The organism is Ectopseudomonas alcaliphila (assembly GCF_900101755.1).
Classification (GTDB): Bacteria; Pseudomonadota; Gammaproteobacteria; order Pseudomonadales; family Pseudomonadaceae; genus Aquipseudomonas; species Aquipseudomonas alcaliphila.
The window spans coordinates 35,397-61,994 of the sequence record NZ_FNAE01000013.1 but is presented as its reverse complement, the minus strand read 5'-3'; the positions used below and the strand labels follow the sequence as shown (position 1 = coordinate 61,994).

Below are 26,598 nucleotides of genomic sequence, written 5' to 3'. Positions count from 1 at the left end.
TTTTGCGTCCTCTTGTTCTTGTTCTTGTTCTTGTTGTGTTCGCTTGTGCCTGGGTCAGAAGGGATAGCGCGGCGGCGTGTCCTTGACCGTCACCCACTGCCACTGGGTGTATTCGTCCCAGTCCGCCGGGCCGCCGACGCTGCCGCCGTTGCCGGAATTGCCGCGCCCGCCGAAGGGGTTGATGCACTCGTCGGCGACGGTCTGGTCGTTGATGTGCAACAGCCCGCAGTGCAGGCGCTCGCCGATGGCCATGGCGCGCCCGAGCGAGGGCGAGATCACCGCCGCGGACAGCCCGTATTCGGTGGCATTGGCCAGCTCGACCGCTTCCTGGTCATCGTCGAAAGGCACCACGCACGCCACCGGGCCGAAGATTTCCTCCTCGAAGGCCGGCATGCCGGGACGCACGCCGGAGAGCACGCTGGGCTTGTAGAACAGCCCCTCGTGCGGCCCGCCCACCTCCAGGCGCGCACCAGCGGCGACGCTGGCCTCGACGATCTGGCAGACCCGCGCATGCTGGCGTTCATTGATCAACGGGCCGATGTGCGCCTCGCCACGGGCGGCATTGCCCACCGTCAGGGCGCGGGCCTTGTCCACCAGCAGGCGGGTCAGCTCGTCGGCAATCGAGGCATGCGCGAGGATGCGCCCGGTGGCCATGCAGATCTGCCCCTGGTGCAGCCAGGCACCCCAGGCGGCGTTGCTGGCGGCCAGCTCCAGGTCAGCGTCCGCCAACACGATCAGCGAGTTCTTGCCGCCCAGTTCCAGCGCCACCTTCTTCAGGGTGCGCCCGGCGGCCTCGGCCACCTTGCGCCCGGCGGCGGTGGAGCCGGTGAAGGCGATCATTTTCACCTGCGGATCCAGGCACAGCGCCTCGCCAGCCTCGGCATGCCCCGGCAGCACCTGGAGCAGGCCATGGGGCAGGCCGGCGGCCTCGAACAAACGGGCGATGAGGAAACCGCCACTGACCGGCGTCTGCGGATCGGGCTTGAGCACCACCGCGTTGCCGGCGGCCAGCGCCGGCGCCACCGAACGCAGCGACAGCACCAGGGGGAAGTTGAACGGCGAGATCACCCCGACCACGCCATGCGGCACCCGCCGCGCATAGGACAAGCGCCCGGCCTCGCTCGGCAGCACCAGGCCATGACCCTGCGACAGCAACCCGGCCGCCTGATGCAGCAGGACGATGGCCTCACGCACCTCATGGCTCCCCTTGAGGATGCTGCCGCCGGTTTCCCGCGCCACGAACAGCGCCAGCTCGGCGAAGTGCGCCTCGGCCTGATCGGCGGCGCGACGGAAAATCAGCGCCTTGTCGCGCGGCCCCAGTGCGTGCCAGTCCGATTGCGCCCGGCTCGCCGCGGCGCAGGCGATGCGCACGTCCTCGGCATCGGCTAAACCGGTACTGGTCAGTTGGGTGTTGGTCGCGGGTTCGCGCACCGGGTTCACACCACCGCCCGGGTTGACCCAACCCCCGTTGAAAATCTTCTCGCGCCACTGCGCTTCGCGCAGGAAACCGGCCTCTTTGACTGCGGACATATCGCACTCCGATTGTTCTTGTACCTGTGGAGGGCTTATCCCGTGTCTTGCGATCAACGGCCTTGCCCTGCCAGCACTAGAGCAAGCGCTGTGCCCAGTCGCGTCGCAGGACGAAGAAAAGGCTCTGCAACGGGCTTTTCAGGTCAAATAAGAGGTTTCCCACCGAAACCCGTCCGGCTCGCCGATTACGCAAATGATCAAAGTTATGCTAATTAACCTTTTATCCCTTGTTCATTTGGTAAAGCGAGGCGGTGACCATGGATACGCCCAAGCATCTGTTCAGCGACTTCGCCCAGGGCAAGGATCCCAGCCCTCTGCGTGGCGACAGCTCGCTGCTGCAGCAGGATCAGTCGCCGACCACGGCGGAACTGGCTGAGTGCCTGTTCTTCTCCCCCAGCGACGGGCGCATCTGGCTCAACGACCAGCGCATGTTGCTGATGCACGGCTCCTCCTTCGGCGCACTGCGCCGCGAGTTCATCGACAGCCTTGGCCTGGAACGCGCGCGCGGGCTGTTCACCCGCACCGGCTACCAGTCCGGTGCGCGCGATGCGCAGCTGATCCGCACGCGCTGGCCGCAGGCCGACCGCACCGCGGTGTTCTTCGCCGGCACCCGCCTGCACACCCTCGAAGGCATGACCAAGGTGGAGCCGCTGCACTTCAAGTTCGACGCCGACATTGGCCTCTACGAGGGCGAATTCCTCTGGCACCACTCCTGCGAGGCCGATGAGCATATCGCCGCCTACGGCATCGGCCAGGACTCGGCCTGCTGGACCGAGATCGGCTACGCCACCGGCTACGTCAGCGGCCTGTTCGGGCGCCTGGTGATCTTCCGCGAAGTGGAATGCCGGGCTATGGGTCACAAGGTCTGCCGGGTGATCGGCAAGACCGCCGAGCAATGGGGCGACGTCAGCGCCGACCTCGCCCTGCTCTACGCCAACGCCACCCCGGCAGCAGCTGCCGCTCCGGTGACGGCGCCGTTACGAACGAGCCCGAGCGAGTCGGGCGAGCTGATCCCGATTGGCGCCAGCGCCGCCTTCAGCGCCGCCCGGCATGCCCTGCAACGGGTGGCGCCAACGCCGGCTACCGTACTGATCGGCGGCGAATCCGGCGCCGGCAAGGAGCTCTTCGCCCGCGAGCTGCACCGCCTGAGCCCCAGGCGCGAGCAGCCCTTCGTCGCCCTCAACTGCGCCGCCATCCCGGAGAACCTGATCGAGGCCGAACTGTTCGGCGTCGAGCGCGGCGCCTTCACCGGCGCCAGCCACTCGCGCCCCGGACGCTTCGAGCGCGCCCATGGCGGCACGCTGTTTCTCGACGAAATCGCCAGCCTCAGCCTGCCCGGCCAGGGCAAGCTGCTGCGCGCCCTGCAGGAGCGCGAAGTGGAGCGTGTCGGCGGTGGTCAGCCGATCCGGGTGGACGTGCGCGTGGTGGCGGCGACCAACGTCGAGCTGCGCCAGGAGGTGCAGGCCGGACGCTTCCGCGAAGACCTGTTCTACCGCCTCAATGTCTACCCCATCAGCCTGCCGCCACTGCGCGAGCGGCGCGACGACATCCCCCTGCTGGTCGACGCCTTTCTGAATCGCTACTGCCGCGAGTACGGCCGCACGCCCGCGGGGCTGACCATGCGCGCGCTCAAGGCCCTGCTGCTGTACGACTTCCCCGGCAACGTGCGGGAATTGCAGAACCTGGTGGAACGCGGCCTGATCACCAGCGACGAGGGCCGGCCGATCGATATTCTTCATCTGTTTCACAACGAGCCGTTGCCGCCCCAGCTCTACTCGCTGAGCCAGAGTGGCACCCTCTCCAGTGCCAAGACGGACGCCCCCCACAGCGAACCGGAAAACCTCCTCGACCGTCTCCAGACCCTGCAGATCGAGCCGGATATCGATCGACTGGAACAGCGCCTGCTCGACGATGCCCTGCAAAAGGCTGAAGGCAACCTGGCCGCTGCCGCACGCCTGCTCGGCCTGAGCCGCGCACAGTTCGCCTACCGCCTGAAGAAACACGGCGCGCAGCCAGCAACACGGAATTAATACTGGCGTCCCGAGGCCATAGCCCGCAAAATCATTAACTTTCTTAACTTAAATATGATCAATACAGAGACCATGGCCAAGAACCCCGACCCGAGCGACCAGACTGCAGACCCGGCGTTCCTCGACCAGGCCCTGGAGAGCTACCTAGGATACGTGCTGCGTCGTGCGCAGATGAAGGTCTTCCAGCACCTCTCCGCACGCCTGGAGCCATTCGAGTTACGCCCCGCCCAGTTCACCGCGCTGATGATCATCGAGAAGCATCCGGGCCTGATGCAGGCCGATCTCGCCCGCGCACTGGCTATCGAACCGCCGCAAGCGGTGGTGCTGGTCAACAAGCTGGAGAAGCTCGGCCTGGCCATGCGCGTACGTTGCAAGCCGGACAAACGCTCCTATGGCCTCTTCCTGAGCAAGGTCGGCGAAGCGCGCCTGAAGGAACTCAAGCAACTGGCCACCCAGAGCGATCGTGACTCCACCAACGCCCTGGATGCCGAGGAACGTGAACAACTGCTGCACCTGCTGCGCAAACTCTATCGGGACTGACTACCCCTGACACGACCGCACCGGAGCGCTCGTCAGTTCGTAGAATCGCATCGAGCTCTCACAGCCATGGATTACAGGCGGGGCCGAGCCATGGGCGACGACACGCCCTGAGCCAATGGTCGGGCTGGCTGAGTAATACCTCAGGTCTTATGCTGCACCCTTTTTGTGCGAGCCTGCCTGATGTCCCTGCCCGATCTACTGCTGTTGGTCCTCGCCGGTTTCGCCGCTGGCGGCATGAATGCCCTGGCCGGCGGTGGCACCTTCTTCTCCTTCCCGGCTCTACTCGCCGCCGGCCTGCCGCCGGTCACCGCCAATGCCACCAACGCCGTGGCGCTATGGCCAGCCAGCCTGGCCGGGGCCTGGGCTGCACGTGCCTCGCTGCGGCCGCTGGGGCGTTACCTGATCCCGTTGCTGCTGGCTGGCCTGGCCGGTGGCCTGCTCGGCGGTCTGTTGCTGCTGGCCGGTGGCGACGACGTGTTCCGCGTGCTGATTCCCTGGTTGTTGCTGGCAGCCACCGCCTTGTTCGCCGCCAGTCCCTGGCTGGGTCGCGCGCTGGCAGCACGGCGCAAGGCAGCCGAACATCCGCCACACACGCCGCTGTCGCTGGGCGCGCATATCGGCGTGTCGATCTACGGCGGCTACTTCGGTGCCGGCATGGGCATTTTGCAACTGGCCGCGTTCTCCATCGAAGGCCACCCGCTGGCCCGCGCCAATGCGCTGAAGAACCTGATCTCGGCGGTGATCTACAGCATCGCCACGCTGACCTTCGTCATCGCCGGCCGGGTCAGCTGGTACGAGCTGGCGATCCTGCTCACCGGCGCCACCCTTGGCGGCTACACCGGCGGCGCACTGGGCGAGAAGCTGCCGCCAGCGTTGCTGCGCAGCTTCGTGATTCTGGTTGGCAGCGGGATGACGCTGTACTACTTCTGGAGCACCTACTTCTCTGCGTAATAAAGCGACTCCTTTGTAGGAGCGGCTTCAGCCGCGATTGCCGGTGGGTGCCTGGACAGCATCGCGGATAAAACGGAATGCCGCCCAGCCGCTCCTACAAGCGCCTATCGATCGGCCCCCTGATTTGCCCGTATGGCGCGGCTCTGCTAGTGTCGCGCGGTTTCCACGTTGCCCGAGAACCGCCGCCATGGCCCGCAAGAAAGCCGCCCCCGACTTCGAACACTCCCTCGCCGAGCTGCAGACGCTGGTCGAGCGCCTGGAGAGCGGCGAGCTGTCGCTGGAAGACTCGCTGACCGCGTTCGAACAGGGCATCGGTCTGACCCGCGAATGCCAGGCCGCCCTGGCCCAGGCCGAGCAGAAAGTGCAGATTCTGCTCGAGCGCGACGGTGAGTTGCAGGCCGCGCCCTTCGACACGGACGAGCCCGCATGATTGCGGCGTATCAGAAGCGCTGTCAGACCCGCGTCGACACGGCGCTGGAGGCACTGTTTCAAGCCCCCCGTACAGAGCTCGAGCGCCTCTACCAGGCCATGCGCTACAGCGTGATGAACGGCGGCAAGCGTGTGCGCCCGCTGCTGGTCTATGCCGCCTGCGAAGCTCTTGAAGGTGACCTCGAACGTGCCGATGGCGCCGCCTGTGCGGTCGAGCTGATCCATGCCTACTCGCTGGTGCATGACGACCTGCCGGCGATGGACGACGACGATCTGCGTCGCGGCCAGCCGACCACCCACAAGGCCTTCGACGAAGCCAGTGCCATCCTTGCGGGTGATGGTCTGCAAAGCCTGGCCTTCGAGGTACTCGCCGACCGTCGGCGCAATCCGCAGGACGCCGAGGTGCGCCTGCAGATGCTCAGCGCCCTGAGCAGCGCTGCCGGCCCAGCCGGCATGGTCGGCGGCCAGGCCATCGACCTCGGTTCGGTCGGCCAGAAGCTCGATCGCGATGCGCTGGAAACCATGCATCGGCACAAGACCGGCGCACTGATCGAAGCCAGCGTGCTGCTCGGCGCCCTGGCCAGTGGCAAGGCCGACGACCTCAGCCTCAAGGCGCTGCTGCACTATGCCCGCGCCGTGGGCCTGGCCTTCCAGGTGCAGGACGACATCCTCGACGTGGAAAGCGATACCGCCACCCTGGGCAAGACCCAGGGCAAAGACGAAGCCCACGACAAGCCCACCTACCCCGCCCTGCTCGGCCTCGACGCGGCCAAGGACTACGCCCTGGAGCTGCGCGACCAGGCCCTGCATGTGCTGCGCCCTTTCGGCAGCACCGCCGAACCGCTGCGCGAGCTGGCGCGCTATATCGTCGAACGGCGCAGCTGACCGACGCATGAAGCGAGCCTTTGCCCTCCTCGTAGCGCTCATCGCCGGTCAGGCATGCGCCATGGAAGGGCAAGGCAACTCCAGCGATCGCTTCACTGTCGCCAGCTGTATCGGCACCTCCGGCATCACGATCACGACCAGCAATGCACTGAGCCCCTATAAAGCGGCCCGTGACGACGCTCTGGCCTACGTCGCCTCCGCAGGCGATATTCGTGGCGTACGCCTGGAAAGTGCGCTGCATCACTACCGCAGCCACCATCCAGATACCGCCATCAGCGATATGCAGTTGGCGCTGTCCATCGCCACCCTGCACTGAGCCGACTCGCTCGCCCCATCATTGCAATCTATGTCGGCATGATCGCCGTATAAGGCTTGCTTTACCCCCGCGTCCAGCCTCCTAAGATGGCTCCATCACGACAAGACGTCTGGAGCCACCATGCCCTTCCCCGCCCTGCTGATCGCCAACCGCGGCGAGATCGCCATCCGCATCGCTCAGGCCTGCGCCGATCTCGGCATCCGCAGTGTCGCGGTGTATGCCGAAGATGACGGTGCCTGCCTGCACACACGCAAGGTGGATCTGGCGGTGCCGCTCGCCGGGCGCGGCGTCGCCGCGTATCTGGACATGGAGCAGTTGATCGCCATCGCCCGCGAGCAGGGCTGCAGCGCCATCCATCCCGGCTACGGTTTTCTCGCCGAGAACGCCGAGTTCGCCCGCCGCTGCCAGGCAGCCGGGCTGACTTTCATCGGCCCCTCGCCAGAAACGCTGCGCCTGTTCGGCGACAAGGCCGCCGCCCGTGATCTCGCCGAACGCTGCGACGTCCCCCTGGTGCCCGGCATCAACCAGGCGGTGACACTGGAACAAGCTGGCGCCTTCCTCGCCGAGCACGGCAGCGTAATGCTCAAGGCCCTGGCCGGCGGCGGCGGGCGCGGCATGCGCGCGGTCGACGATCAGACGCAACTGGCCGAAGCCTTCGCCCGCTGCGCCTCCGAGGCTCAGGGTGCCTTCGGCAGTGGCGCGCTGTACGTGGAGAAGCGCGTCATCCGCGCCCGGCATATCGAAGTGCAAGTGCTCGGCGACGGCAGCGGCGCGGTCAGTCACCTATGGGAGCGCGACTGCAGCCTGCAGCGCCGTCACCAGAAACTGGTGGAGATCGCCCCCAGCCCCGATCTGGACGCCGTCACCCGTGACGCGATCATCGCCAGCGCCCTGCGCCTGGCGGCCGAGGTGCGCTACCACGGCATCGGCACCTTCGAATTCCTTATCGACCTCGACCAGCCGGGGCGCTTCTACTTCATGGAAGCCAACCCGCGCGTACAGGTGGAGCACACCGTCACCGAGCAGATCACCGGCGTCGATCTGCTGCATGCGCAATTGCACCTGGCCGCAGGCAAGAGTCTGCACGAGCTGGGCCTGCTCACTCCGCCGCCCGCAAAAGGCTATGCCGTGCAGCTGCGCCTGAATCTGGAAACCCTGCTCGCCGACGGTACGGCGCGTCCGGCCGCTGGCGTGCTCGGCGCCTACCAACCGCCCTCCGGTCCAGGTCTGCGCGTCGACGGCTGCGGCTATGCCGGCTACGCCGTGAGCCCGGCCTATGACTCGCTGATCGCCAAACTCATCGCCAGCGCCAGCGATTACTCCAGCGCCCTGCGCCGCGCTTACCGGGCGCTGTGCGAGTTTCGCCTCGAAGGCGTGGCGAGCAACCTGCACCTGCTGCAGAACCTGCTGCAGCGCGACGAGGTGATCGCCAGTCGGGTCGACACCACCTACGTCGAGCGTCACCTGAACGAACTGCTGGCGGCGCGCGAGCAGGCGCATCCGCATCGTTACTTCGCCGCCGACGCATCTGTGCAAAGCACCAAATCCAGCATCGACGCCCCGCCCGGCACCCTGGCGCTGAACGCGCCCAGCGCCGGCGTGCTGGTCAGCCTGACGGTGGCCGAGGGCGATGCCGTAGCCGCCGGCCAGCCCATCGCTGTGCTGGAAGCGATGAAAATGGAGTTCGAGATCAAGGCCGAGCACAGCGGCATCGTCCGTGCGCTGGCCGTGGCACCGGGCGACACCCTCGGCGAAGGCCAGGCACTGCTGTTCCTGGAGCCGGCGGAGGTGGACGGCATCGACGCCCACGGCGAGCAGGCGGTCGACCTGACGCATATCCGCGCCGATCTGGCTGAAGTGTTGGAACGCCATGCCCGCCTGACCGACGCTCGCCGCCCCGAAGCCGTAGCCAAGCGGCGCAAGACCGGCCAACGCACTGTCCGGGAGAACCTCGCGGACCTGCTCGATGAAGGCAGCTTTATCGAATACGGCGCCATGGCCCTGGCGGCCCAGCGCCGTCGACGCTCGCCCGAGGAACTGCTGGAGCTGAGCCCGGCCGACGGCCTGGTCGCCGGTATCGGCACGGTGAACGCAGAGCACTTTGGCAGCGAGGCCGCGCGCTGCATGGCCATCGCCTACGACTACACGGTATTCGCCGGCACCCAGGGCGTGATGAACCACAAGAAGACCGACCGCATGCTGGCCCTGGCCGAACAGTGGCGTCTGCCCGTGGTGCTGTTCGCCGAAGGCGGCGGCGGGCGGCCGGGCGATACCGATTTCGTTGGTGTGGCCGGGCTGGACTGCCACACCTTCGTCGCCATGGCCAAGCTCTCCGGCCTGGTGCCGACGGTGGGCGTGGTGTCCGGCCGCTGCTTCGCCGGCAACGCCGCGCTGCTCGGCTGCTGCGATGTGATCATCGCCACCCGTAACGCCAGCATCGGCATGGCCGGCCCGGCGATGATCGAAGGCGGCGGCCTGGGCAGTTTCACCCCCGAACAGGTCGGCCCGACCAGCGTGCAGGGCCCCAACGGGGTGATCGACGTGCTGGTTGAGGACGAAGCCGCAGCAGTCGCCGTGGCCAAGCAGTACCTGGGCTATTTCCAGGGCCCGGTCAGCGACTGGCAGTGCAGCGATGCCCGCGAGCTGCGCCAGGTGATCCCGGAAAACCGCCTGCGCGTGTACGACATGCGCCAGGTCATCGAGCTGCTGGCCGATCACGCCAGCGTGCTGGAACTGCGCCGCCAGTTCGCTCCCGGCCTGATCACCGCGCTGATCCGCATCGAGGGCAAGCCGTTCGGCCTGATCGCCAACAACCCCGCACACCTGGGCGGTGCCATCGATGCCGTTGCCGGCGACAAGGCCGCGCGCTTTTTGCAGCTGTGCGAAGCGCATGATCTGCCCATCGTCTCGCTGTGCGACACCCCCGGCTTCATGGTCGGCCCGGAGGCGGAGAAACAGGCCACGGTGCGCCACGTCTCGCGCCTGTTCGTCACCGCGGCCAGCCTCACGGTGCCCTTCTTCACCCTGGTGCTGCGCAAGGGCTATGGCCTTGGCGCCCAGGCCATGGCCGCCGGCAGCTTCCATTCACCGCTGTTCACCGCCGCCTGGCCCACTGGCGAATTCGGCGCCATGGGCCTGGAAGGTGCGGTGCGCCTGGGCTTCGCCAAGGAGCTGGCAGCCCAACCGGACGACACCCCGCGCCAGGCGCTGTTCGACAAGCTGGTGGCCAAGGCGTACGAGAACGGCAAGGCGCTGAACATGGCCAGCTATCTTGAAATCGACGCCGTGATCGACCCGGCCGACAGCCGCACCTGGCTGCTGCGCGGGCTGGCGGCCATACCGCGACCGGTACGTGGTGAGGGGCGCAAGCGGCCGTTCGTCGATACCTGGTAGAGACCCTGTGCGAGGGCGCTGGCTTGTCGCACGGGGCGTGAAGCTTGCGGCCACCTTTTTCGGGTAAACTGCCGCATCTTTTTACACCTATAACGATTCGCCTGATGCCGACCACCTTCCACGAGATCCCCCGCGAGCGCCCGCTGACGCCGCTGCTGGACAGCGCCAACACGCCGGACGAACTGCGTCGCCTGGCCGAAGCGGACCTGGAAACCCTCGCCGACGAGCTGCGCCAGTACCTGCTCTACAGCGTTGGCCAGAGTGGCGGGCACTTCGGTGCCGGCCTCGGCGTGATCGAACTGACCATCGCCCTGCACTACGTCTTCGATACCCCCGATGACCGTCTGGTATGGGACGTCGGCCACCAGGCCTACCCACACAAGATCCTCACCGGCCGTCGCGAGCGCATGGGCAGCCTGCGCCAGAAGGATGGCCTGGCCGCCTTCCCGCGCCGCAGCGAGAGCGAGTACGACACCTTCGGCGTCGGTCACTCCAGCACCAGTATCAGCGCCGCCCTGGGCATGGCCATCGCCGCCCGCCTGAAGGGCGAGAAGCGCAAGAGCGTGGCGGTGATCGGCGACGGCGCACTGACCGCCGGCATGGCCTTCGAGGCGCTGAACCACGCCACCGACGTCGGCGCCAACATGCTGGTGATCCTCAACGACAACGACATGTCGATCTCCAAGAATGTCGGCGGCCTGTCCAACTACCTGGCCAAGATCATCTCCAGCCGCACCTACGCCAGCATGCGCGAGGGCAGCAAGAAGATCCTCTCGCGCCTGCCTGGCGCCTGGGAAATCGCGCGCAAGGTCGAGGAACACGCCAAGGGCATGCTGGTGCCCGGCACCCTGTTCGAGGAGCTGGGCTGGAACTACGTCGGCCCCATCGACGGTCACGACCTGCCCACGCTGCTCGCCACGCTGCGCAATATGCGTGACCTGGACGGCCCGCAGTTCCTCCATGTGGTGACCAAGAAGGGCAAGGGCTTCGCCCCGGCCGAGGTCGACCCCATCGGCTACCACGCCATCACCAAGCTCGAACCCGTCACCCCCAGCGCGGTTCCCAAAAAGCCGGCTGGCCCCAAGTACTCCAACGTGTTCGGCCAGTGGCTGTGCGACATGGCTGCGGCCGATAGCCGTCTGGTCGGCATCACCCCGGCGATGAAGGAAGGCTCCGACCTGGTGGCCTTCGCCGAGCGCTTCCCCGAGCGCTACTTCGACGTGGCGATTGCCGAGCAGCACGCCGTGACCCTGGCCGCCGGCATGGCCTGCGAAGGCGCCAAGCCGGTGGTGGCGATCTATTCCACCTTCCTCCAGCGCGCCTATGACCAGTTGATCCACGACGTGGCCGTGCAGCACCTCGACGTGCTGTTCGCCATCGACCGCGCCGGCCTGGTCGGCGAGGATGGCCCGACCCACGCCGGCAGCTTCGACCTGTCCTACCTGCGCTGCATCCCCGGCATGCTGGTGATGACTCCGAGCGATGAGAACGAGCTGCGCCGCATGCTTACCACCGGCCACCTGTTCGACGGCCCGGCAGCGGTGCGCTACCCACGTGGCAGCGGCCCCAACGCAGCGCTCGACGCCGACCTCGAGCCGCTACAGATCGGCAAGGCCGTGGTGCGTCGCCAGGGCAGGGGCGTCGCGCTGCTGGCCTTCGGCGTGCAACTGGCCGAAGCCCTGCGCGTGGGCGAGACGCTGGACGCCACCGTGGTCGACATGCGCTTCGTCAAACCGCTGGACGAAGCCCTGCTGCGCGAACTGGCAGGCAACCATGAACTGCTGGTGACCATCGAGGAAAACAGCATCATGGGCGGTGCCGGCAGCGCGGTCAGCGAATTCTTCGCCGCCGAGAACCGCCAAGTGCCGATGCTGCATCTCGGCCTGCCGGACTATTACGTCGAGCACGCCAAGCCCAGCCAGATGCTCGCCGAATGCGGCCTCGACGAAGCCGGTATCGAACGCGCGGTGCGCGAACGCCTCGACCAGCTCCAGGCTTGAGCATGAGCTCCGCTCATCGCCGAATGAGCGGGCCTTGCTTGTCATTCATACTCGCGCGCACTAAGGTGCGCGCCATTCATGTTCCGCCAGGGTGCGCTGCTAACGCGGCGTGAAACGGGAAGTCGGTGCGCTCGTCACGAGCAATCCCGACGCTGCCCCCGCAACGGTAATCGACGGCAGGCCTCAGCCTGCACCTTGTCCACGGCCACTGGGTATTCCCGGGAAGGCGGACCGGGGTCGTGAGCCCGGAGACCGGCCCCGGCGGTGCGACTGGTGTTGCGGAGGGCCGCACCGTCAAGCGCTGCCCTGCGCGCTTGCCCCTGCCCTCCTCGAATGTCTGCCGACCTTTGAGGAATCACAGCAATGAAACTGTCCCGTCTGGCTCTGGCCCTAGCCGTTCTGCCCAGCTTCGCCCTGGCTGCCGAACCCTATACCGCCGAGCCGCTGGTGATCACCTCCGGGCGCCAGGCCGAGCCGCTGCGCCAGGCCACTGCTGCCACCACGGTGTTCGAGCGGGCGGATATCGAGCGTTTGCAGGTACGCAGCGTACCTCAACTGCTCAGCCGCGTGCCCGGCGTGCAGATCGGCAGCTCCGGCGGAGTGATTTCCTACTCCGTGCGCGGCACCGGCACCGCGCAGACTCTGGTGCTGATCGACGGCCAACGTGTCGCCTCGGCCAGCAGTGGCATAGCCCGTCTGGAGTACCTGAGCATCGACAACGTCGAACGCCTGGAAGTGACGCGCGGGCCGCGCTCATCACTGTATGGCGCTGACGCGATTGGCGGTGTGATCCAGATATTCACCCGCCGCGGCGAGGCTGGCCTGCATCCGCAAGTGCGACTCGCAGCCGGCAGCCATCAAACCTTCCAGCGCAGCTTGTCGCTGGCTGGTGGCGATGACCGGACCACCTTCAATCTCGGCGGCAGCCTTGACGAAAGCAACGGCTGGGATCGCACCAGCGACAACGTCGGTGCCGACAGCGACCACGATGGCCTGCGCAACAAGGCCGTACATCTGAATCTGGATCATCGTTTCAACGACGGCTGGGTAGCTGGTCTCAATCTGAACGACCAACGCGGCGACAGTGAATATGACGACGCCTACAATTTCGTCCCCGGACAGCCGCACGATGAGTTTCGCCTGAGCAGCTACAGCGGCTATGTAGAGGGCCAGCTCACCGACAGCTGGCACAGCCGCATCGAGCTGGGCCACAGCTTTGATCGCAACAAGGCTCTGGGCGCCGCGGACAGCTGGAACAATGGCACCCTGGAAACCACTCGCCATTCCGCAAGCTGGATCAATCGCCTGCAATTGAACGCCGCCAACCAGCTCACCCTCGGCGCCGACTGGTACGAGGATCGGGTTGATGGCAGCACGGCATTTGCCGAGAACAAACGCGACAACCATGCCCTCTTCGCCCAACACAGCTTCAAAACCGAGCGCTTCGGCACCGAGCTGGGTCTGCGCCACGACGACAACCAGATCTACGGTAACCAGAACAGCTGGAATGCCGCCCTCAGTCTGCCCATGGGCGACAACCAGAGCTGGATCGCCAGCTACGGTGAAGGTTTCCGCGCACCGACCTTTAGCGACCTTTACTACCCCGGCGCCGGCAACCCGAATCTGCAAGCCGAGACCTCGAAAACCTACGAGCTGCAATGGCGTGCAGACTTTTCCGGCACGCACCTGGACGCTTCGCTGTATCGCACCGATATCGACGACATGATCGCCTGGGACAGCAGCGCCAATCAGCCGGAGAATATTGCCAAAGCGCGCATCAATGGCTTCGAAGCCAGCGTTGCCCGCAATCTAATGGGCTGGCAAGCCAACCTCGGTCTGAGCCTGATCGATCCGCGCGACCGCAACAGCGGTCACACCCTGCCCTACCGCGCGCGCCGCATCCTGAGTCTGGATCTCGATCGCCAGTTCGGCACCTTTGCCGTCGGCGGCTCCTGGCGCGCGGTGAGCCAGCGCTACGACGACCCAGCCAACAATCGTCAACTCTCCGGCTATGGTGTGCTCGACTTGCGCACCAGTTGGCAGAGCACGCCTGAGCTGCGCTGGGATCTTAAGCTGGATAACGCGCTAGATCGTGGCTACACGCTGGGTAACTACCTGCGCCCGACCACTCCCTTGGACTTCGTTGGCGAACCACAGCCCTATCGCGATGCCGGCCGCACCGCGCTGCTGGCCGTGACCTGGACGCCACAACTCTGATGTTCGTAGGGTGGTTTAGCGGCGCCGAACACCGACTTTGCATACACAGATAAAGGCCGTGCGCCGCGTCACCCGCCAGGCGATGGATCCTGTTGCGCCGATGGTGGGTTACGCCGCAGCAGGCACAGCGTTCTGTCAAACCCCGTGACAGGCGGCTAACCCACCCTACGCGACCATGTGCAACCCACGTAACGCTAACGCGCCCCTGCCATCAGCTCGCACAGCTGTTCGATAGCCCCCAGCATCTGCCGGCTGGGCCGTTCCAGGCCCTTGTCCGGCACGGCCCAGACCTGGTCGTGGCGCACCGCATGCAGTTGCGGCCAGGCCTGCCAGGCGCTCAGTTCGGCATTGCTGCCACCGAGTATCACCTCCGGGTTTCGCGCCAGTACCGCCTCCACGCTGACCTGCGGTGCAGGCTGCGGCAGGTCGGCGAACAGATTACGCCCGCCACACACGGCCAATGCATCGCCGATCAGTTGTTCGCCACCGATGGTGTAAAGCGGCTGATTCCAGATCTGATAGAACACCGACAGAGGCTGCTCACGCCGGTAGCGCTGGCGCAGCACATCCAGCGCAGCCCGAAACTCAGACGCCAGCTGCTCGCCCCGCTCCGGCCGGCCAATTCGCTTGCCAATGCGTTCGAACGCATCACCGAGTTGGTCGAGGCGCCGCGGCTCGACGATCAGCAGATCGATACCTAACCCCCGCAACTGCGCCTGTTGCGCGGGCGGCACGCTGCCAGGCGCGATGAGAATCAGATCGGGCGCCAGCTGCAACAGACGTTCGAATTCCAGCTGGCCATAGCGGCCGACAGTGGGGAGGTGCACCAGCGCGGCGGGGCGCTCGTCGCCGGCGAGCACAGCGACCAGCAGGTCGGCGGCATCCAGGTCGAGCATGATTTCGCTGAGCGAGGGCGCCAGACTGACCACCCGTGGCGCGGCTGCCAATGGCAGCGCCAGCAGACACAGGGCCAGCAGTAGCGCGCGCATGTCAGCCGAGTTGGCGGGGAATGCGGTAAAGGCCGTACAGCACGATGGACGACAGAGCCAGCAATACCAGCGGGATCGCCTCGAGGCCGGCGAGCACCGCCAGCGCGGCGATCCAGGCAGGCAAGGCGGCGCCGAGCAATGCGCGCAGGCGTACCCGATCCAGCTCCAGCCAGGCGGCGGGTTCGTCGTCGCTGTCGAGCGCTTTCTCGGTGGCGATCAGGGCGCGCTTGTAGGCGGAGAACAACGGCAGGCTGACGAACATCGACGCCAGGCCGGCGATGAACAGCGGCATGGTCAGCACCGTGGTGCTGCCACCGCCGAACAGCAGGTTGAACATAAACAACGGCGCCAGCGCCACACCCAGCTGACGCCACCAGGCCAGCGCCAGGCGGCGCTTCACCTGACCTCGGGTCACAGGCTTTCCTCGGTCTCGCCCTGATGCTGGTTGCCCAGCATGTGGCCGAGCTTGCCGGCCTTGGTGGCGAGGTAGCGTTTGTTGTAGGGGTTGTGCGCAATCTGCAGCGGCACACGATGATCCACCGCGATGCCCATGTCGCCCAGCGCCTTGACCTTGCGCGGGTTATTGGTCATCAGCTTGAGGCTGTCGATGCCCAGGTGCTCGAGCATCGGCAGGCAGATGGCGTAATCACGCTGGTCGGCGCCGAAACCCAGGCGTTCGTTGGCCTCTACCGTATCGGCACCGCCATCCTGCAGTTCATAGGCGCGGATCTTGTTCAGCAGACCAATGCCACGGCCCTCCTGACGCAGATACAGCAGCACGCCGCGACCTTCGTTGGCGATGGCCTGCAGCGCCGCCTGCAGCTGCGCACCGCAGTCGCAACGCAGGCTGAACAGGGCGTCACCGGTCAGGCATTCGGAATGCAGGCGCCCGAGCACCGGTGCACCGTCGGCGACGTTGCCAAAGGTCAGGGCGACATGTTCCTTGCCGGTGGCCTCATCGAGGAAACCGTGCATGGTGAACACACCGAAGGGCGTGGGCAATTGGGAGGCGGCGACGAACACGACGGACACCGGATACTCCTAGCAATGAGTACGAAACAGGGCCGGCATTGTATCAGCAGGCCCCGCTGGCGGGTCAGTCAGAATTGCCGATCATCAGTATCGAAACGGTCAATGGCAGTCTCAGAGCTTGGACTCGAGCACCAACATCCCCTGCTCCTCGCGCCAGCCAACCCGACCGAGGAAGCTCATGCCCAGCAGGGCTTCGTGCGGTGCATTTCCCTCTAACACCACCGCCTCGACGCCGAGCACCTCGAGATCGCCAACCTTGACCCGGTCGAGCATCACACGCCAACCACGGGCGACGCCGCTGGCGGTGTTGACCTGCAGAGGCCGGCCACTGACTCGATAATCGATACCCAGGCGCCGGGCATGGGCGTCGTTGAGCGCCACCGAGGTGGCGCCGGTGTCCACCAGAAACTGCACCGTCTGACCGTTGACCGAACCGGCCACCCAGTAATGGCCGCCGATGCCCTTGGCGATGCTCAAGCGCTTCCTGACCGGCTCGGCGAAACCGGCACTGTATTCACGACTCAGTGGGTAGGCGCGCTCGACGCCATCGACGCGCAGCACCGCGCCCTGCTTGTCGACGCTGACCACCTCCACCCCGCCCGGCCCGGTCTGGCCGACCCGTACCAGCTTGCGCTGGCCATCGACATTGATCACCGCCGCACCGGGAAAAAGACCGACCACCTGAACCTGAGAGGCCGCCCAGGAAGAACTCGCACACAACAGCGCTAATGCGGCGAGACAGTGACGAAGCTGCATGAATGAAGGCCTCCCGGCTCAGTCGAAGGGATAGGGCTGCTGCCAGCGAGCGAAGATCGGCCGCAGGTCGCCGCTGGCGATCAGCTGCGTCATGCGCCGATCGAAGAGCTCGGCCAGGACATGCCCGCGTGGCGTATCGGCAAAACCGAGATAGAGCGGCAACTGCGTCAGATTCGTCACCCGGTATTGCTGCGGCTTGGCCGCCTGGCCCAGTAGGTAGTCGACCTCGGGACGGGCATCGATATAGAAATCCGCGTGCCCCAGGTCCAGCATGCCGAGGATACCGCCGCGCCGCTGCACTTCCCGGTAGTCGTGCACATTCGGCAGATATTCCTCGTAACCATAACCTCGCACCCAGACCAGCCGGAACGTGCCCAGACTGTCGAGGGTCGGTACCGGTTTTTCCTTGAGGCCAAGTGCGACGATCTGATCACGATCATAGTGATGCTTGGGGTAGAACACCTGCCCCTCGACCTCGTCTCGATAGGAGCCGACCCAGGCATCGGCCTCGCCACGCCGCACCAGCCCGACGGAGCGGGTGTAAGGCACACTGTGGATGCTCAGACGGACGCCTGCGGGTTCGAAGATCGTGCGCATGATGTCCCAGCCCAGGCCTGTACCGTCAGCCTCGGTGTAGGCATCCCACACCTCGCTGGCCAGGCGTATCTCATCTGGCTGCTCGCCCTGAGCCTGGACACCAGACAAGGCACAAAGCATCAGCAGCACACCCAGCCAGACTTGCCTCATGCGCATGCCCACCCCTTAGAAACCCAGCCCGGCTCCATAGTTGTCCCAGCCCCAAACCAGCCCCTGCATGGCCAACCAGGCAAAGACCCCGGCGATGACATCATCGAGCATGATGCCGACACCGCCATGCACATGACGATCAATCCAGCGAATCGGCCAGGGTTTGACGATGTCGAACAGGCGAAACATGAGAAAGCCTAGCAGCAACCAGACCCAGCCCTCGGGCACCAGCCACAGCGTGATCCACATGCCGACCATTTCGTCCCAGACGATGCCTTCGTGATCATGCACACGCAGGTCGTCGGCGACCTTGCCGCACAGCCAGAAGCCGAACAGCATGGTCACGCCGAGCATCAGCCAATAGCCCCAGTCCGGCAGCATCTGCCACAGCGGCACGAATGGCAGCGCCACCAGCGAACCCCAGGTGCCTGGCGCCTTGGGTAAGGTGCCGGAGCCGAAACCGAAGGCGATGAAATGCCAGGGGTTACGCCATACCGAGGGCGGTACGTATTCGGCGGGAACCTGGTTGGGGTGATCGGTCACACGCACTCCGTCCTGTCAGAAATGTTGGTAGCCGCCACGCGGCGGATCGATGGACTGGCCAGCAGCATCCAGCAACTGTACCCCAGAGCCGGCCAGCACACGGCCGATAACCCGGATTTCGGGCCAATCGACCTGCAAGCCGGCGAGCAAGGCTGGCGGTAGGGTAAAGGCCAGGCGGTAGTCGTCGCCACCGCCCAGCGCGCAGATCCGTGCCTGCTCATCACCGGCAAAGGCGCGCAGCGCTGCAGACAGCGGCACGTGCTCCAGCTCGATCTTAAGAGCGACCTGTGAAGCCTTGGCGATATGCCCGCAATCGGCCAGCAGCCCGTCGGAAATATCCAGCGCCGCCGTAGCCTGCCCACGCAAGGCCTGCCCCAGCGCCAGCTGCGGCTGCGGCGACCAGTAGCGCGCCAGCAGCGCCTCGCTGATGTCCGCCGCTGCTTCGCGCTGCCCCAGCACCAGCGGCAGCGCGCCCGCGGCATCGCCCAGTTCGCCGCCGACGCAGAGCAGATCGCCCACCTGCGCGCCGCTGCGCAGCAGCGCCTGCCCGCTCGGCACCCGGCCGAACACGGTCAGCGTCAGGCTCAGCGGACCGCGCGTGGTATCGCCGCCGACCAGCGCCAGCGAACAGCTCTGCGCCATCGCCTGCAAGCCGCGAGCGAACTCGGCCAGCCAGGCTTCACTGGCACTAGGCAGGGTCATCGCGAGGGTAAAGGCCAGCGGCGTAGCGCCCATGGCGGCCAGATCACTGGCGGAGACGGCCAACGCGCGTTGACCGAGGAGAAAGGCATCGCAGGCGTCGGGGAAATGCACCCCGGCGACCAGCGTGTCGGTGGAAACCGCCAGTTGCTCGCCGGCGGGCACCGCCAGCAGTGCGCAGTCATCACCAATACCGCGAACCACGCCGTCGCCGCCCTGCGCGCAGGGGGCGGTGGCGAAGTAACGGCGGATCAGCTCGAACTCATTCACCGTTTGTTGGCGTTGACTTCGGCGGCACGCAGCTTGGGCGCGAGTTTGTCGAGAATGCCGTTGACGAACTTGTGACCGTCAGTGGCACCGAACACCTTGGCCAGCTCGATACCTTCGTTGATCACCACCTTGTAGGGGACGTCGACGCGGTTCTTCAGCTCGTAGGTGGACAGGCGCAGAATGGCCAGCTCGACCGGATCGATCTCTTCCAGCGGGCGATCGAGCAGGGGCGTGAAGGCCTCGTCCAGCTCGGTCTTCTGCCGCGGCACGCCGTGCAGGATCTCGTGGAAGTAGGCACCGTCGACCTTGCTGAAATCGTTGTCGACGCGGAACTGCGCTTCGATCTCGTTCAGCGGCTGCCCGGCAATATGCCAGGAGTACAGGGCCTGCATGGCCAGGGTACGGGCCTCGCGGCGCGCGAGAATCTTGCCGCTGGGGCCCTTCTTGGCCGGCTGGCCGTTACCGGAGTTGCTCACTTGGCCTCCAACTGCGCCAGCAGGCTGACCATTTCCAGGGCAGACAGCGCAGCTTCGGCACCCTTGTTACCCGCCTTGGTGCCGGAACGTTCGATGGCTTGTTCGATGGAGTCGACGGTCAGTACGCCGAAGGCAACCGGTACGCCGTATTCCATGGAAACCTGAGCCAGGCCCTTGGTGCACTCGCCAGCCACGTATTCGAAATGCGGGGTGCCGCCACGGATGACCGCGCCGAGGGCGATGATCGCCGCGTATTCGCCACGCTGGGCGACCTTCTGGGTGACCAGCGGAATCTCGAAGGCGCCCGGGGCGCGGATGATGGTGATGTCGCTTTCGCTCACGCCGTGGCGTACCAGGGCGTCGATGGCGCCGCTGACCAGGCTCTCGACGACGAAACTGTTGAAACGGCCTACCACCAGGGCGTATTTGCCCTTCGGGGCGATGAAGGTACCTTCGATGGTCTTCAGGGTCATGACGGGTCTCACATGGGTTAAAGAGCCGGGGCGTCGGTGCGCCCCGAAAATAAAATTCGTTTGTCAGCGTAGCTCGGATGCAATCCGGGGCCAGTGTGCCGATCCTCCCGGATTTCATCCGGGCTACGTGCTTTAGCTCCCCTCTCCCACGTGTGGGAGAGGGGCTGGGGAGAGGGTTAGGCGTTGACCACAACACCCTCTCCCGCCCTGCGGGCACCCTCTCCCGCAAGCGGGAGAGGGTCATCAGATGCGGCTCTTCGAGCCGCCTGTTAATCAGCCGGCAGGTATTCTACAACCTCGAGGTCGAAGCCGGATATCGCGTTGAACTTCATCGGCGAGCTCATCAGACGCATCTTGCGCACGCCGAGGTCGCGCAGAATCTGCGAGCCAGCGCCCACCGTGCTGTAGGTCGCCGGATTGGCTGGCTGCTGACGGCTGATCAGCGCCAGCAACTCCGGCCCGGTCAGCGGATTGCCCAGCAGCAGCACCACGCCGCTGCCGGCCTTGGCCACTTCCGCCATCGCCGCACGCATGCTCCAGCGCCCCGGCTGGTTGACCATGAACAGGTCGCGCAGCGGGTCCATGTTGTGCACGCGCACCAGGGTCGGCTCCTCGGCGCAGATATTGCCCAGGGTCAGTGCCATGTGCGCGGTGTCCTCGACGCCATCGCGGTAGGTCACCAGGTTGAACTGGCCCAGTTCGGTGTCCAGTGGCTGCTCGCTGATGCGCTCGACGGTGCGCTCGTGGATCAGGCGGTAGTGGATCAGGTCGGCAATGGTGCCGATCTTCAGGCCATGCTCTTCAGCGAAGGCCTCCAGCTCCGGGCGACGGGCCATGGTGCCGTCGTCGTTCATGATCTCGCAGATCACCCCGCTCGGCTCGAAACCGCCCATGCGCGCCAGGTCGCAGGCCGCCTCGGTATGGCCGGCACGCGCCAGCACGCCGCCCGGCTGGGCCATCAACGGGAAGATATGCCCAGGGCTGACGATATCGTCGGCCACCGCATTGCGCGCCACCGCAGCCTGCACGGTACGCGCACGGTCGGCAGCGGAGATGCCAGTGGTCACGCCCTCGGCAGCCTCGATGGAGACGGTGAACTTGGTGCCGAAACCGGAGCCGTTGCGCGGCGCCATCAGCGGCAGCTTGAGCAGCTCGCAGCGCTCACGGGTCATCGGCATGCAGATCAGGCCACGGGCGAAGCGGGCCATGAAGTTGATGTGCTCGGCGGTGACGCATTCGGAGGCGATGATGATGTCGCCTTCGTTCTCGCGGTCCTCGTCATCCATGAGGATGACCATCTTGCCGGCGCGGATGTCTTCGATCAGTTCTTCAGCGGTATTGAGCGCCATCGGGGCGTCTCCTCAATTCTTCAGGTAGCCGTGTTCGGCGAGAAAGCTTTCGGTCAGGCCCGAGGCCTTGGGCTCGGCGGCCTTGTCGCCGAGCAGCAGCCGCTCCAGATAACGCGCCAGCAGGTCGACCTCGAGGTTGACCTTACGCCCGGCCTGGTAGTCGACCATGATGGTCTCGGCCAGGGTGTGCGGCACGATGGTCAGTTCGAACTCGGCGCCATCGACCGCGTTGACGGTCAGGCTGGTGCCGTCGACGGTGATCGAACCCTTGTGCGCGATGTACTTGGCCAATTCTCGCGGCGCGCGCACCGTGAACTGCACGGCGCGGGCGTTATCGGCACGCGAGACGATCTCGCCGACGCCGTCGACGTGGCCGCTGACCAGGTGCCCGCCGAGGCGGCTGGTCGGCGTCAGGGCCTTTTCCAGGTTCACCGCGCTGCCGGGTTTGAGGTCGACAAAGGCGGTACGTGCCAGCGTTTCGCGGCTGACATCGGCCCAGAAGCCGTCGCCGGGCAATTCCACTGCGGTCAGGCACACGCCGTTGACGGCGATGCTGTCGCCGAGCTTGACGTCACCCAGATCGAGCTTGCCGGTGGCCACGTAGACACGCACGTCGCCGCCTTTCGGCGTCATGGCGCGGATACTGCCGATGGCTTCGATTATGCCGGTGAACATACGCCCTCCGGTTTCACATTGAAGATGGTACTGAACAGCATGGACGAACTCCTGTTTTGGTCAAAAACAGGGCAATGCCGATCGATAGGGATTTCGCGGACACGCAAGAAGCGCCCGTGGAGGGAATCCCGCTCTCTCTTTATCCGGACTATACCGTCGGCCCCGGAATCGCACCGGGTCTGCTGGACCTCGCGCGGCAGGTGCCGTGGCGAGCGCTCGCGGGCTAGGTTCTACGAACCATTACCGCCGGTGGGGAATCTCACCCCGCCCTGAGAACGTTGCAGCCACATGAAATGGCCGCGTGGCGTTTTACCATATTTATCATCGCGGCGCATGGGTCGCAGGGTGCCCTGCGCGCAGCAGGGTCAACCGCCGCTCTGCCAGGCCAGTGCCTGTTCCCGCGCCCGCTCGAGTCGTTGCCAGCAGGCAAGGCGTACGTGGAGAGAACCACGGCGGCGCGCACCCTACCTGGCCTTGGGCACCGCCGTAATCTGCCAGTCGTCGCCGACAGCGCGAATATCCAGTATCTGCAGCTCCGGCGCTTCGGCCATGCGGTTGAGCGGCAGCTCGAACAGCGGCCGCGCGTTGGAACCGAGCAGCTTGGGCGCAACGAAGATGCGGTATTCATCCACCAGCCCGGCACGGGCGAAGGCGCCAGCCAGACGCGGCCCGGCCTCGACCAGTACGTCGTTGACGCCACGGCCGGCCAGCTCCAGCAGCAACTTGCGCAGGTCGACGTGACCATTGCTGCCCGGCACGGCGAGCAGCTCGTGGCCGTCGGCCAGATAGCGATCACGGGCGGCGGCGGCCGCACAGGTGGCCACCATCGCCGGGCCGACCTGGAAGAACGCCTTGCTCAGCGGTACGCGCAGACGGCCATCGACCAACACCCGCAGCGGCGGCCGCGAGGCAGCCATGAAGGTAGCCTCCACACCCAGTCCCAGCTCGTCAGGGCGCACGGTCAGGCGGGCATCGTCGGTCAGTACGGTATCGGCGCCGCTGAGCACCACGCTGGACTGCGCGCGCAAACGCTGCACCTCGGCGCGTGCCGCCGGGCCGGTAATCCACTGACTTTCGCCGCTGGCCATGGCCGTGCGGCCATCCAGGCTCATCGCCGATTTGACCCGCACGAACGGCAACCCGCTCTCCATGCGTTTGATGAATCCGGCATTGAGCGCTCGCGCCTCGCGTTCCAGCACGCCGGAGAGCACTTCGATACCGGCATTGGCCAGGCGCAACAGGCCACGACCGGCCACCTGCGGATTGGGGTCCTGCATCGCCGCGACCACCCGGCCGACACCGGCGGCAACCAGTGCATCGGCGCAGGGCGGCGTACGCCCGTGATGGCTGCAGGGTTCCAGGGTGACGTAGGCGGTGGCACCGCGCGCCCGCTCGCCGGCCTGGCGCAAGGCGTGCACCTCGGCGTGCGGCTCGCCGGCGCGGGCGTGCCAGCCTTCACCGACGATTTCGCCGTCACGCACGATGACGCAACCGACGCGCGGATTCGGATGAGTGGAGTAAAGGCCCTTGCGCGCCAGCCGCAGGGCGCGCGCCATGAAGAAGTGGTCGCGCTCGCTCATCGGCTTTTCGACGGTTCGCGGGCCAGGCGTTCGATTTCCTCGCGGAATTCGTTGAGATCCTGGAAGCGGCGGTAGACCGAAGCGAAACGGATGTAGGCCACCTCGTCGAGCTTGCTCAGCTCGGTCATTACCAACTCACCGAGCACCAGCGATTTCACCTCGCGCTCGCCAGTGGCACGCAGTTGCTGCTTGATACGGGCGATGGCCTCTTCCAGGCGCTCGACGCTTACCGGGCGTTTTTCCAGCGCACGCTGCATGCCGGCGCGCAGCTTCTCTTCATCGAAGGGCTGACGGCTGCCGTCCTGCTTGATCAGGCGCGGCATCACCAGCTCGGCGGTTTCGAAAGTGGTGAAACGTTCGCCGCAGGCCACGCATTCGCGGCGGCGGCGAACCTGGTCGCCCTCGGCGACCAGACGGGAATCGATGACCTTGGTGTCGTTGGCGGCGCAGAAGGGACAATGCATGGCAGGCGCTGACTGATTGGCGGCAAAGGCGTCATGGTAGCGCATAGCACGCCGTTGAAAAATGTAAGGAGCCTTGAGATGGCCTGCTTACAGGCCGCAAGACAAATTAAGCTATGGGCAAGCACCTCCAAGAGCAGTACATGCCATGAACCGATACCTGCCCCTCCTGCCACTGGCCCTCAGCGGCCTGCTTGCCGCCTGCACCAGCGAGCCCACGACCACCGTGCCGCCGCCCACGCCAGCACCAGCCCAAGCAGAACCCAGCGCCGAGCCTATCCGTGGCCCTGGCCTGCGCGGCGAATTGCTGGGCGTGGCCGCGGGTGCCGATGTCGACCTGGCACTGTTGGGCGTGGATATGCGCGGCAGGCCGCGCGCCCTGCTCGGCCAGGTTCATCTGCGTGGCAACGGCGAACCCCTGCCGTTTCACCTACCGCTGAACACCGGGCATACACCTCAGGATCTGCGTCTGGAACTGCGCGGCCGCGTCAGCCACTCCGGCCGTCTGGTGCAACGCCTGCCGGCGCGCAGCATCGCCGAACTGACCGATCAGGACCTCGGCGCCCTGTATCTGGTACCAGCGCCATGAGACCGCCGCAACAGTTGCAGCAGGCCCTGAGTGAACTGCTCGGCGATGCCCGCCTGGTGGCCGAAACACTGCCGGGTACCGATATCGCGCTGTGGCTGATCGACGCCAGTAATATGGAGCGCGCCTTCAACCCCGAGGAAACCCGGCGCATTCTCGAAGAACCGCCCTACTGGTGCTTCTGCTGGGCCAGCGGCCTGGTATTGGCGCGCTGGCTCGCCGAGCGCCCGGAGTGGGTGCGCGGCAAGCGCGTGCTGGATTTCGGCGCGGGCTCCGGCGTGGCCGCCATCGCCGCAGCCAAGGCCGGCGCCGCGGAAGTGGTAGCCTGCGACCTCGACCCAGTGGCGCTGGCCGCCAGCCGCGCCAACGCCGAACTCAATGGCGTGACGCTGAGTTATTCGCAGGATTTCTTCGCCGAAGCGGATCGCTACGACCTGATTCTGGTCGCCGACGTGCTCTACGACCGCGCCAACCTGCCGCTACTCGATCACTTTCTCGGTCGCGGCCGTCAGGCACTGGTAGCCGATTCACGGGTCAAGGATTTCCAGCATCCGCTCTACCAGCGCCTGGCACTGCTCGATGGCTGCACCTGGCCTGATCTGGCAGAACCAGCGGAGTTTCGCGAAGTCAGCCTGTATCACGCCGCGCGCCCCTTGTAACCGCGCCCCGCTGCCCGCATTAATAAGCCATTGCCCAGCTTTTCGAGACCGACCATGAGTGAATCCCCCTACATCTTCGACATCTCCGGCGCCGCCAACTTCGAGCAACTGGTGATCGAGAACTCCTTCCACAAGCCGGTGCTGGTGGACTTCTGGGCCGAATGGTGCGCGCCATGCAAGGCGCTGATGCCGATGCTGGCAAAGATCACCGAGGAATATGCCGGTGAGCTGCTGCTGGCCAAGGTCAACTGCGATATCGAGCAGGACATCGTCATGCGCTTCGGCATTCGCAGCCTGCCGACCGTGGTGCTGTTCAAGAACGGTCAGCCGGTGGACGGTTTCGCCGGCGCGCAGCCGGAAGCGGCGATCCGCGAGATGCTCAAGCCCCATGTCGCCGAACCGGCTCCCGCTGCAGCCGATCCGATGGAGGCTGCCCAGGCGCTGTTCGCCGAAGGACGCTTCGCCGATACCGAAGCGCTGCTCAAACAGGTGCTGACGGAAGACAACGAGAACGCAGCCGCACTGATTCTCTACGCGCGCTGCCTGGCCGAACGCGGCGAGCTGGGCGAAGCGGAAACCGTGCTCAACGCAGTCAAGGGCGACGAACACAAGCAGGCACTGGCCGGCGCCAAAGCGCAGTTGACCTTCCTGCGCCAGGCTGCCGACCTGCCGGAGGTGGCCACGCTGAAAAGCCGCCTGGCGCAAAATGCCGAGGACGACGAAGCGGTGTATCAACTGGCCGTGCAACAACTGGCGCGCCAGCAGTACGAAGCGGCGCTGGATGGCCTGCTCAAACTGTTCGTACGCAACCGTAGCTACAGTGACGGCCTGCCGCACAAGACCCTGCTGCAGGTGTTCGATCTGCTCGGCGGCGACCACCCGCTGGTCACCACCTACCGCCGCAAGCTGTATCAGGCGATCTACTGACCTTAGGGGTTTTCAACCGCACGCGCCGCAGGGTGCGCCACCGCAGGCCTCGCCAGGCTTACCCGGTGCGCGCGGCGCACCCTAC

26 protein-coding genes and 2 riboswitches are annotated in these 26,598 nt (G+C 65.8%); of the genes, 12 read left to right on the top strand and 14 right to left on the bottom strand.

Going from position 1 to position 26,598, the window contains the following annotated elements; genetic code table 11:
* Window positions 1-54: 54 nt before the first annotated feature.
* Window positions 55-1,530 carry a benzaldehyde dehydrogenase gene (locus BLR77_RS23985; protein WP_074682518.1) on the bottom strand — a complete coding sequence of 492 codons (1,476 nt, stop codon included), beginning with the start codon at window positions 1,528-1,530 and terminating at the stop codon, window positions 55-57.
* 257 nt (window positions 1,531-1,787) lie between these two features.
* On the opposite strand from BLR77_RS23985, the gene BLR77_RS23980 reads away from it, so the two are divergent.
* The 9 genes from BLR77_RS23980 to BLR77_RS23940 all read left to right on the top strand — a co-directional run bounded on the left by BLR77_RS23980 (window position 1,788) and on the right by BLR77_RS23940 (window position 14,291).
* Window positions 1,788-3,560, top strand: a complete 1,773-nt coding sequence (locus BLR77_RS23980; protein WP_074682516.1) for a sigma-54-dependent Fis family transcriptional regulator — start codon at window positions 1,788-1,790, stop codon at window positions 3,558-3,560.
* 54 nt (window positions 3,561-3,614) lie between these two features.
* Window positions 3,615-4,100 carry a MarR family winged helix-turn-helix transcriptional regulator gene (locus tag BLR77_RS23975; protein WP_074682514.1) on the top strand — a complete coding sequence of 162 codons (486 nt, stop codon included), beginning with the start codon at window positions 3,615-3,617 and terminating at the stop codon, window positions 4,098-4,100.
* 180 nt (window positions 4,101-4,280) lie between these two features.
* Window positions 4,281-5,051, top strand: coding sequence for a sulfite exporter TauE/SafE family protein (locus tag BLR77_RS23970; RefSeq protein WP_074682512.1), 771 nt, complete (start codon window positions 4,281-4,283; stop codon window positions 5,049-5,051).
* 187 nt (window positions 5,052-5,238) lie between these two features.
* A complete protein-coding gene (locus BLR77_RS23965; RefSeq protein ID WP_074682510.1) occupies window positions 5,239-5,481 on the top strand; it encodes an exodeoxyribonuclease VII small subunit in 243 nt (80 codons plus the stop codon).
* On the top strand, window positions 5,478-6,365 hold the full coding sequence (locus BLR77_RS23960) for a polyprenyl synthetase family protein (protein ID WP_074682508.1): 888 nt from the start codon (window positions 5,478-5,480) through the stop codon (window positions 6,363-6,365). Before BLR77_RS23965 ends, BLR77_RS23960 begins: the two co-directional genes overlap by 4 nt.
* Window positions 6,366-6,372: 7 nt before the next feature.
* Window positions 6,373-6,681: a DUF2388 domain-containing protein gene (locus BLR77_RS23955; RefSeq protein WP_074682506.1), complete on the top strand. Its 309-nt coding sequence runs from the start codon at window positions 6,373-6,375 to the stop codon at window positions 6,679-6,681.
* A gap of 120 nt (window positions 6,682-6,801) precedes the next feature.
* Window positions 6,802-10,074: a carboxyl transferase domain-containing protein gene (locus tag BLR77_RS23950; RefSeq protein WP_074682504.1), complete on the top strand. Its 3,273-nt coding sequence runs from the start codon at window positions 6,802-6,804 to the stop codon at window positions 10,072-10,074.
* Window positions 10,075-10,178: 104 nt separating this feature from the next.
* Entirely contained in the window at window positions 10,179-12,074 is a 1,896-nt protein-coding gene (gene dxs / locus BLR77_RS23945; protein WP_074682502.1) for a 1-deoxy-D-xylulose-5-phosphate synthase, read from the top strand.
* Between the two features lie 72 nt (window positions 12,075-12,146).
* A riboswitch (cobalamin riboswitch) is annotated at window positions 12,147-12,349 on the top strand.
* 88 nt (window positions 12,350-12,437) lie between these two features.
* Window positions 12,438-14,291, top strand: a complete 1,854-nt coding sequence (locus tag BLR77_RS23940) for a TonB-dependent receptor domain-containing protein (RefSeq protein WP_074682500.1) — start codon at window positions 12,438-12,440, stop codon at window positions 14,289-14,291.
* A gap of 194 nt (window positions 14,292-14,485) precedes the next feature.
* Here the strand turns inward: BLR77_RS23940 and BLR77_RS23935 are convergent, their stop codons facing one another.
* From BLR77_RS23935 to nrdR, 13 genes are all read right to left on the bottom strand, one after another.
* The gene (locus BLR77_RS23935) at window positions 14,486-15,280 is read right to left on the bottom strand and encodes a cobalamin-binding protein (RefSeq protein WP_074682499.1); all 795 of its coding nucleotides are present in this window, start codon (window positions 15,278-15,280) and stop codon (window positions 14,486-14,488) included.
* 1 nt (window position 15,281) lies between these two features.
* Complete coding sequence (locus tag BLR77_RS23930) at window positions 15,282-15,695, bottom strand: MFS transporter (RefSeq protein ID WP_074682497.1); 414 nt, start codon at window positions 15,693-15,695, stop codon at window positions 15,282-15,284.
* On the bottom strand, window positions 15,692-16,312 hold the full coding sequence (gene ribA / locus BLR77_RS23925) for a GTP cyclohydrolase II (RefSeq protein WP_017675575.1): 621 nt from the start codon (window positions 16,310-16,312) through the stop codon (window positions 15,692-15,694). Before ribA ends, BLR77_RS23930 begins: the two co-directional genes overlap by 4 nt.
* A 111-nt stretch (window positions 16,313-16,423) precedes the next feature.
* On the bottom strand, window positions 16,424-17,068 hold the full coding sequence (locus BLR77_RS23920) for a retropepsin-like aspartic protease family protein (protein WP_074682495.1): 645 nt from the start codon (window positions 17,066-17,068) through the stop codon (window positions 16,424-16,426).
* Window positions 17,069-17,086: 18 nt separating this feature from the next.
* Window positions 17,087-17,821 (bottom strand): substrate-binding periplasmic protein, encoded by a 735-nt coding sequence (locus BLR77_RS23915; protein ID WP_074682493.1) that lies wholly within the window; start codon window positions 17,819-17,821, stop codon window positions 17,087-17,089.
* Between the two features lie 9 nt (window positions 17,822-17,830).
* Entirely contained in the window at window positions 17,831-18,358 is a 528-nt protein-coding gene (locus BLR77_RS23910) for a phosphatidylglycerophosphatase A family protein (RefSeq protein WP_074682491.1), read from the bottom strand.
* Between the two features lie 15 nt (window positions 18,359-18,373).
* Entirely contained in the window at window positions 18,374-19,327 is a 954-nt protein-coding gene (gene thiL, locus BLR77_RS23905; protein WP_074682489.1) for a thiamine-phosphate kinase, read from the bottom strand.
* Complete coding sequence (gene nusB / locus BLR77_RS23900; protein ID WP_003463208.1) at window positions 19,324-19,803, bottom strand: transcription antitermination factor NusB; 480 nt, start codon at window positions 19,801-19,803, stop codon at window positions 19,324-19,326. Before nusB ends, thiL begins: the two co-directional genes overlap by 4 nt.
* Window positions 19,800-20,276, bottom strand: a complete 477-nt coding sequence (gene ribH, locus BLR77_RS23895) for a 6,7-dimethyl-8-ribityllumazine synthase (RefSeq protein ID WP_012019761.1) — start codon at window positions 20,274-20,276, stop codon at window positions 19,800-19,802. Before ribH ends, nusB begins: the two co-directional genes overlap by 4 nt.
* Window positions 20,277-20,545: 269 nt before the next feature.
* Window positions 20,546-21,625 carry a bifunctional 3,4-dihydroxy-2-butanone-4-phosphate synthase/GTP cyclohydrolase II gene (ribBA, locus tag BLR77_RS23890; protein ID WP_074682487.1) on the bottom strand — a complete coding sequence of 360 codons (1,080 nt, stop codon included), beginning with the start codon at window positions 21,623-21,625 and terminating at the stop codon, window positions 20,546-20,548.
* Window positions 21,626-21,637: 12 nt separating this feature from the next.
* The gene (locus BLR77_RS23885; protein WP_074682485.1) at window positions 21,638-22,300 is read right to left on the bottom strand and encodes a riboflavin synthase; all 663 of its coding nucleotides are present in this window, start codon (window positions 22,298-22,300) and stop codon (window positions 21,638-21,640) included.
* Between the two features lie 126 nt (window positions 22,301-22,426).
* A riboswitch (FMN riboswitch) is annotated at window positions 22,427-22,581 on the bottom strand.
* Window positions 22,582-22,764: 183 nt separating this feature from the next.
* Window positions 22,765-23,880: a bifunctional diaminohydroxyphosphoribosylaminopyrimidine deaminase/5-amino-6-(5-phosphoribosylamino)uracil reductase RibD gene (ribD, locus tag BLR77_RS23880; RefSeq protein ID WP_074682482.1), complete on the bottom strand. Its 1,116-nt coding sequence runs from the start codon at window positions 23,878-23,880 to the stop codon at window positions 22,765-22,767.
* Window positions 23,877-24,344, bottom strand: coding sequence for a transcriptional regulator NrdR (gene nrdR / locus BLR77_RS23875; RefSeq protein WP_003243991.1), 468 nt, complete (start codon window positions 24,342-24,344; stop codon window positions 23,877-23,879). Before nrdR ends, ribD begins: the two co-directional genes overlap by 4 nt.
* A 145-nt stretch (window positions 24,345-24,489) precedes the next feature.
* On the opposite strand from nrdR, the gene BLR77_RS23870 reads away from it, so the two are divergent.
* From BLR77_RS23870 to trxA, 3 genes are read left to right on the top strand one after another with little or no spacing between them, the layout of a single operon-like run.
* Entirely contained in the window at window positions 24,490-24,930 is a 441-nt protein-coding gene (locus tag BLR77_RS23870; RefSeq protein ID WP_074682480.1) for a hypothetical protein, read from the top strand.
* The gene (locus tag BLR77_RS23865; RefSeq protein WP_074682478.1) at window positions 24,927-25,586 is read left to right on the top strand and encodes a class I SAM-dependent methyltransferase; all 660 of its coding nucleotides are present in this window, start codon (window positions 24,927-24,929) and stop codon (window positions 25,584-25,586) included. Before BLR77_RS23870 ends, BLR77_RS23865 begins: the two co-directional genes overlap by 4 nt.
* A 54-nt stretch (window positions 25,587-25,640) precedes the next feature.
* Window positions 25,641-26,513 (top strand): thioredoxin, encoded by an 873-nt coding sequence (gene trxA, locus BLR77_RS23860; protein ID WP_074682476.1) that lies wholly within the window; start codon window positions 25,641-25,643, stop codon window positions 26,511-26,513.
* Window positions 26,514-26,598: the final 85 nt, after the last annotated feature.

Bases quoted from the DNA above. Each gene is read 5' to 3' on its own strand.
- BLR77_RS23920 (WP_074682495.1), bottom strand. From the start codon at position 17,068: ATGCAGCTTCGTCACTGTCTCGCCGCATTAGCGCTGTTGTGTGCGAGT.
- BLR77_RS23870 (WP_074682480.1), top strand. From the start codon at position 24,490: ATGAACCGATACCTGCCCCTCCTGCCACTGGCCCTCAGCGGCCTGCTT.
- BLR77_RS23950 (WP_074682504.1), top strand. From the start codon at position 6,802: ATGCCCTTCCCCGCCCTGCTGATCGCCAACCGCGGCGAGATCGCCATC.
- BLR77_RS23865 (WP_074682478.1), top strand. From the start codon at position 24,927: ATGAGACCGCCGCAACAGTTGCAGCAGGCCCTGAGTGAACTGCTCGGC.
- ribD (WP_074682482.1), bottom strand. From the start codon at position 23,880: ATGAGCGAGCGCGACCACTTCTTCATGGCGCGCGCCCTGCGGCTGGCG.
- BLR77_RS23955 (WP_074682506.1), top strand. From the start codon at position 6,373: ATGAAGCGAGCCTTTGCCCTCCTCGTAGCGCTCATCGCCGGTCAGGCA.
- BLR77_RS23970 (WP_074682512.1), top strand. From the start codon at position 4,281: ATGTCCCTGCCCGATCTACTGCTGTTGGTCCTCGCCGGTTTCGCCGCT.
- trxA (WP_074682476.1), top strand. From the start codon at position 25,641: ATGAGTGAATCCCCCTACATCTTCGACATCTCCGGCGCCGCCAACTTC.
- nrdR (WP_003243991.1), bottom strand. From the start codon at position 24,344: ATGCATTGTCCCTTCTGCGCCGCCAACGACACCAAGGTCATCGATTCC.
- BLR77_RS23980 (WP_074682516.1), top strand. From the start codon at position 1,788: ATGGATACGCCCAAGCATCTGTTCAGCGACTTCGCCCAGGGCAAGGAT.
- dxs (WP_074682502.1), top strand. From the start codon at position 10,179: ATGCCGACCACCTTCCACGAGATCCCCCGCGAGCGCCCGCTGACGCCG.
- BLR77_RS23960 (WP_074682508.1), top strand. From the start codon at position 5,478: ATGATTGCGGCGTATCAGAAGCGCTGTCAGACCCGCGTCGACACGGCG.
- ribBA (WP_074682487.1), bottom strand. From the start codon at position 21,625: ATGGCGCTCAATACCGCTGAAGAACTGATCGAAGACATCCGCGCCGGC.
- BLR77_RS23935 (WP_074682499.1), bottom strand. From the start codon at position 15,280: ATGCGCGCGCTACTGCTGGCCCTGTGTCTGCTGGCGCTGCCATTGGCA.
- BLR77_RS23915 (WP_074682493.1), bottom strand. From the start codon at position 17,821: ATGCGCATGAGGCAAGTCTGGCTGGGTGTGCTGCTGATGCTTTGTGCC.
- BLR77_RS23975 (WP_074682514.1), top strand. From the start codon at position 3,615: ATGATCAATACAGAGACCATGGCCAAGAACCCCGACCCGAGCGACCAG.
- ribH (WP_012019761.1), bottom strand. From the start codon at position 20,276: ATGACCCTGAAGACCATCGAAGGTACCTTCATCGCCCCGAAGGGCAAA.
- BLR77_RS23885 (WP_074682485.1), bottom strand. From the start codon at position 22,300: ATGTTCACCGGCATAATCGAAGCCATCGGCAGTATCCGCGCCATGACG.
- BLR77_RS23965 (WP_074682510.1), top strand. From the start codon at position 5,239: ATGGCCCGCAAGAAAGCCGCCCCCGACTTCGAACACTCCCTCGCCGAG.
- BLR77_RS23940 (WP_074682500.1), top strand. From the start codon at position 12,438: ATGAAACTGTCCCGTCTGGCTCTGGCCCTAGCCGTTCTGCCCAGCTTC.
- BLR77_RS23985 (WP_074682518.1), bottom strand. From the start codon at position 1,530: ATGTCCGCAGTCAAAGAGGCCGGTTTCCTGCGCGAAGCGCAGTGGCGC.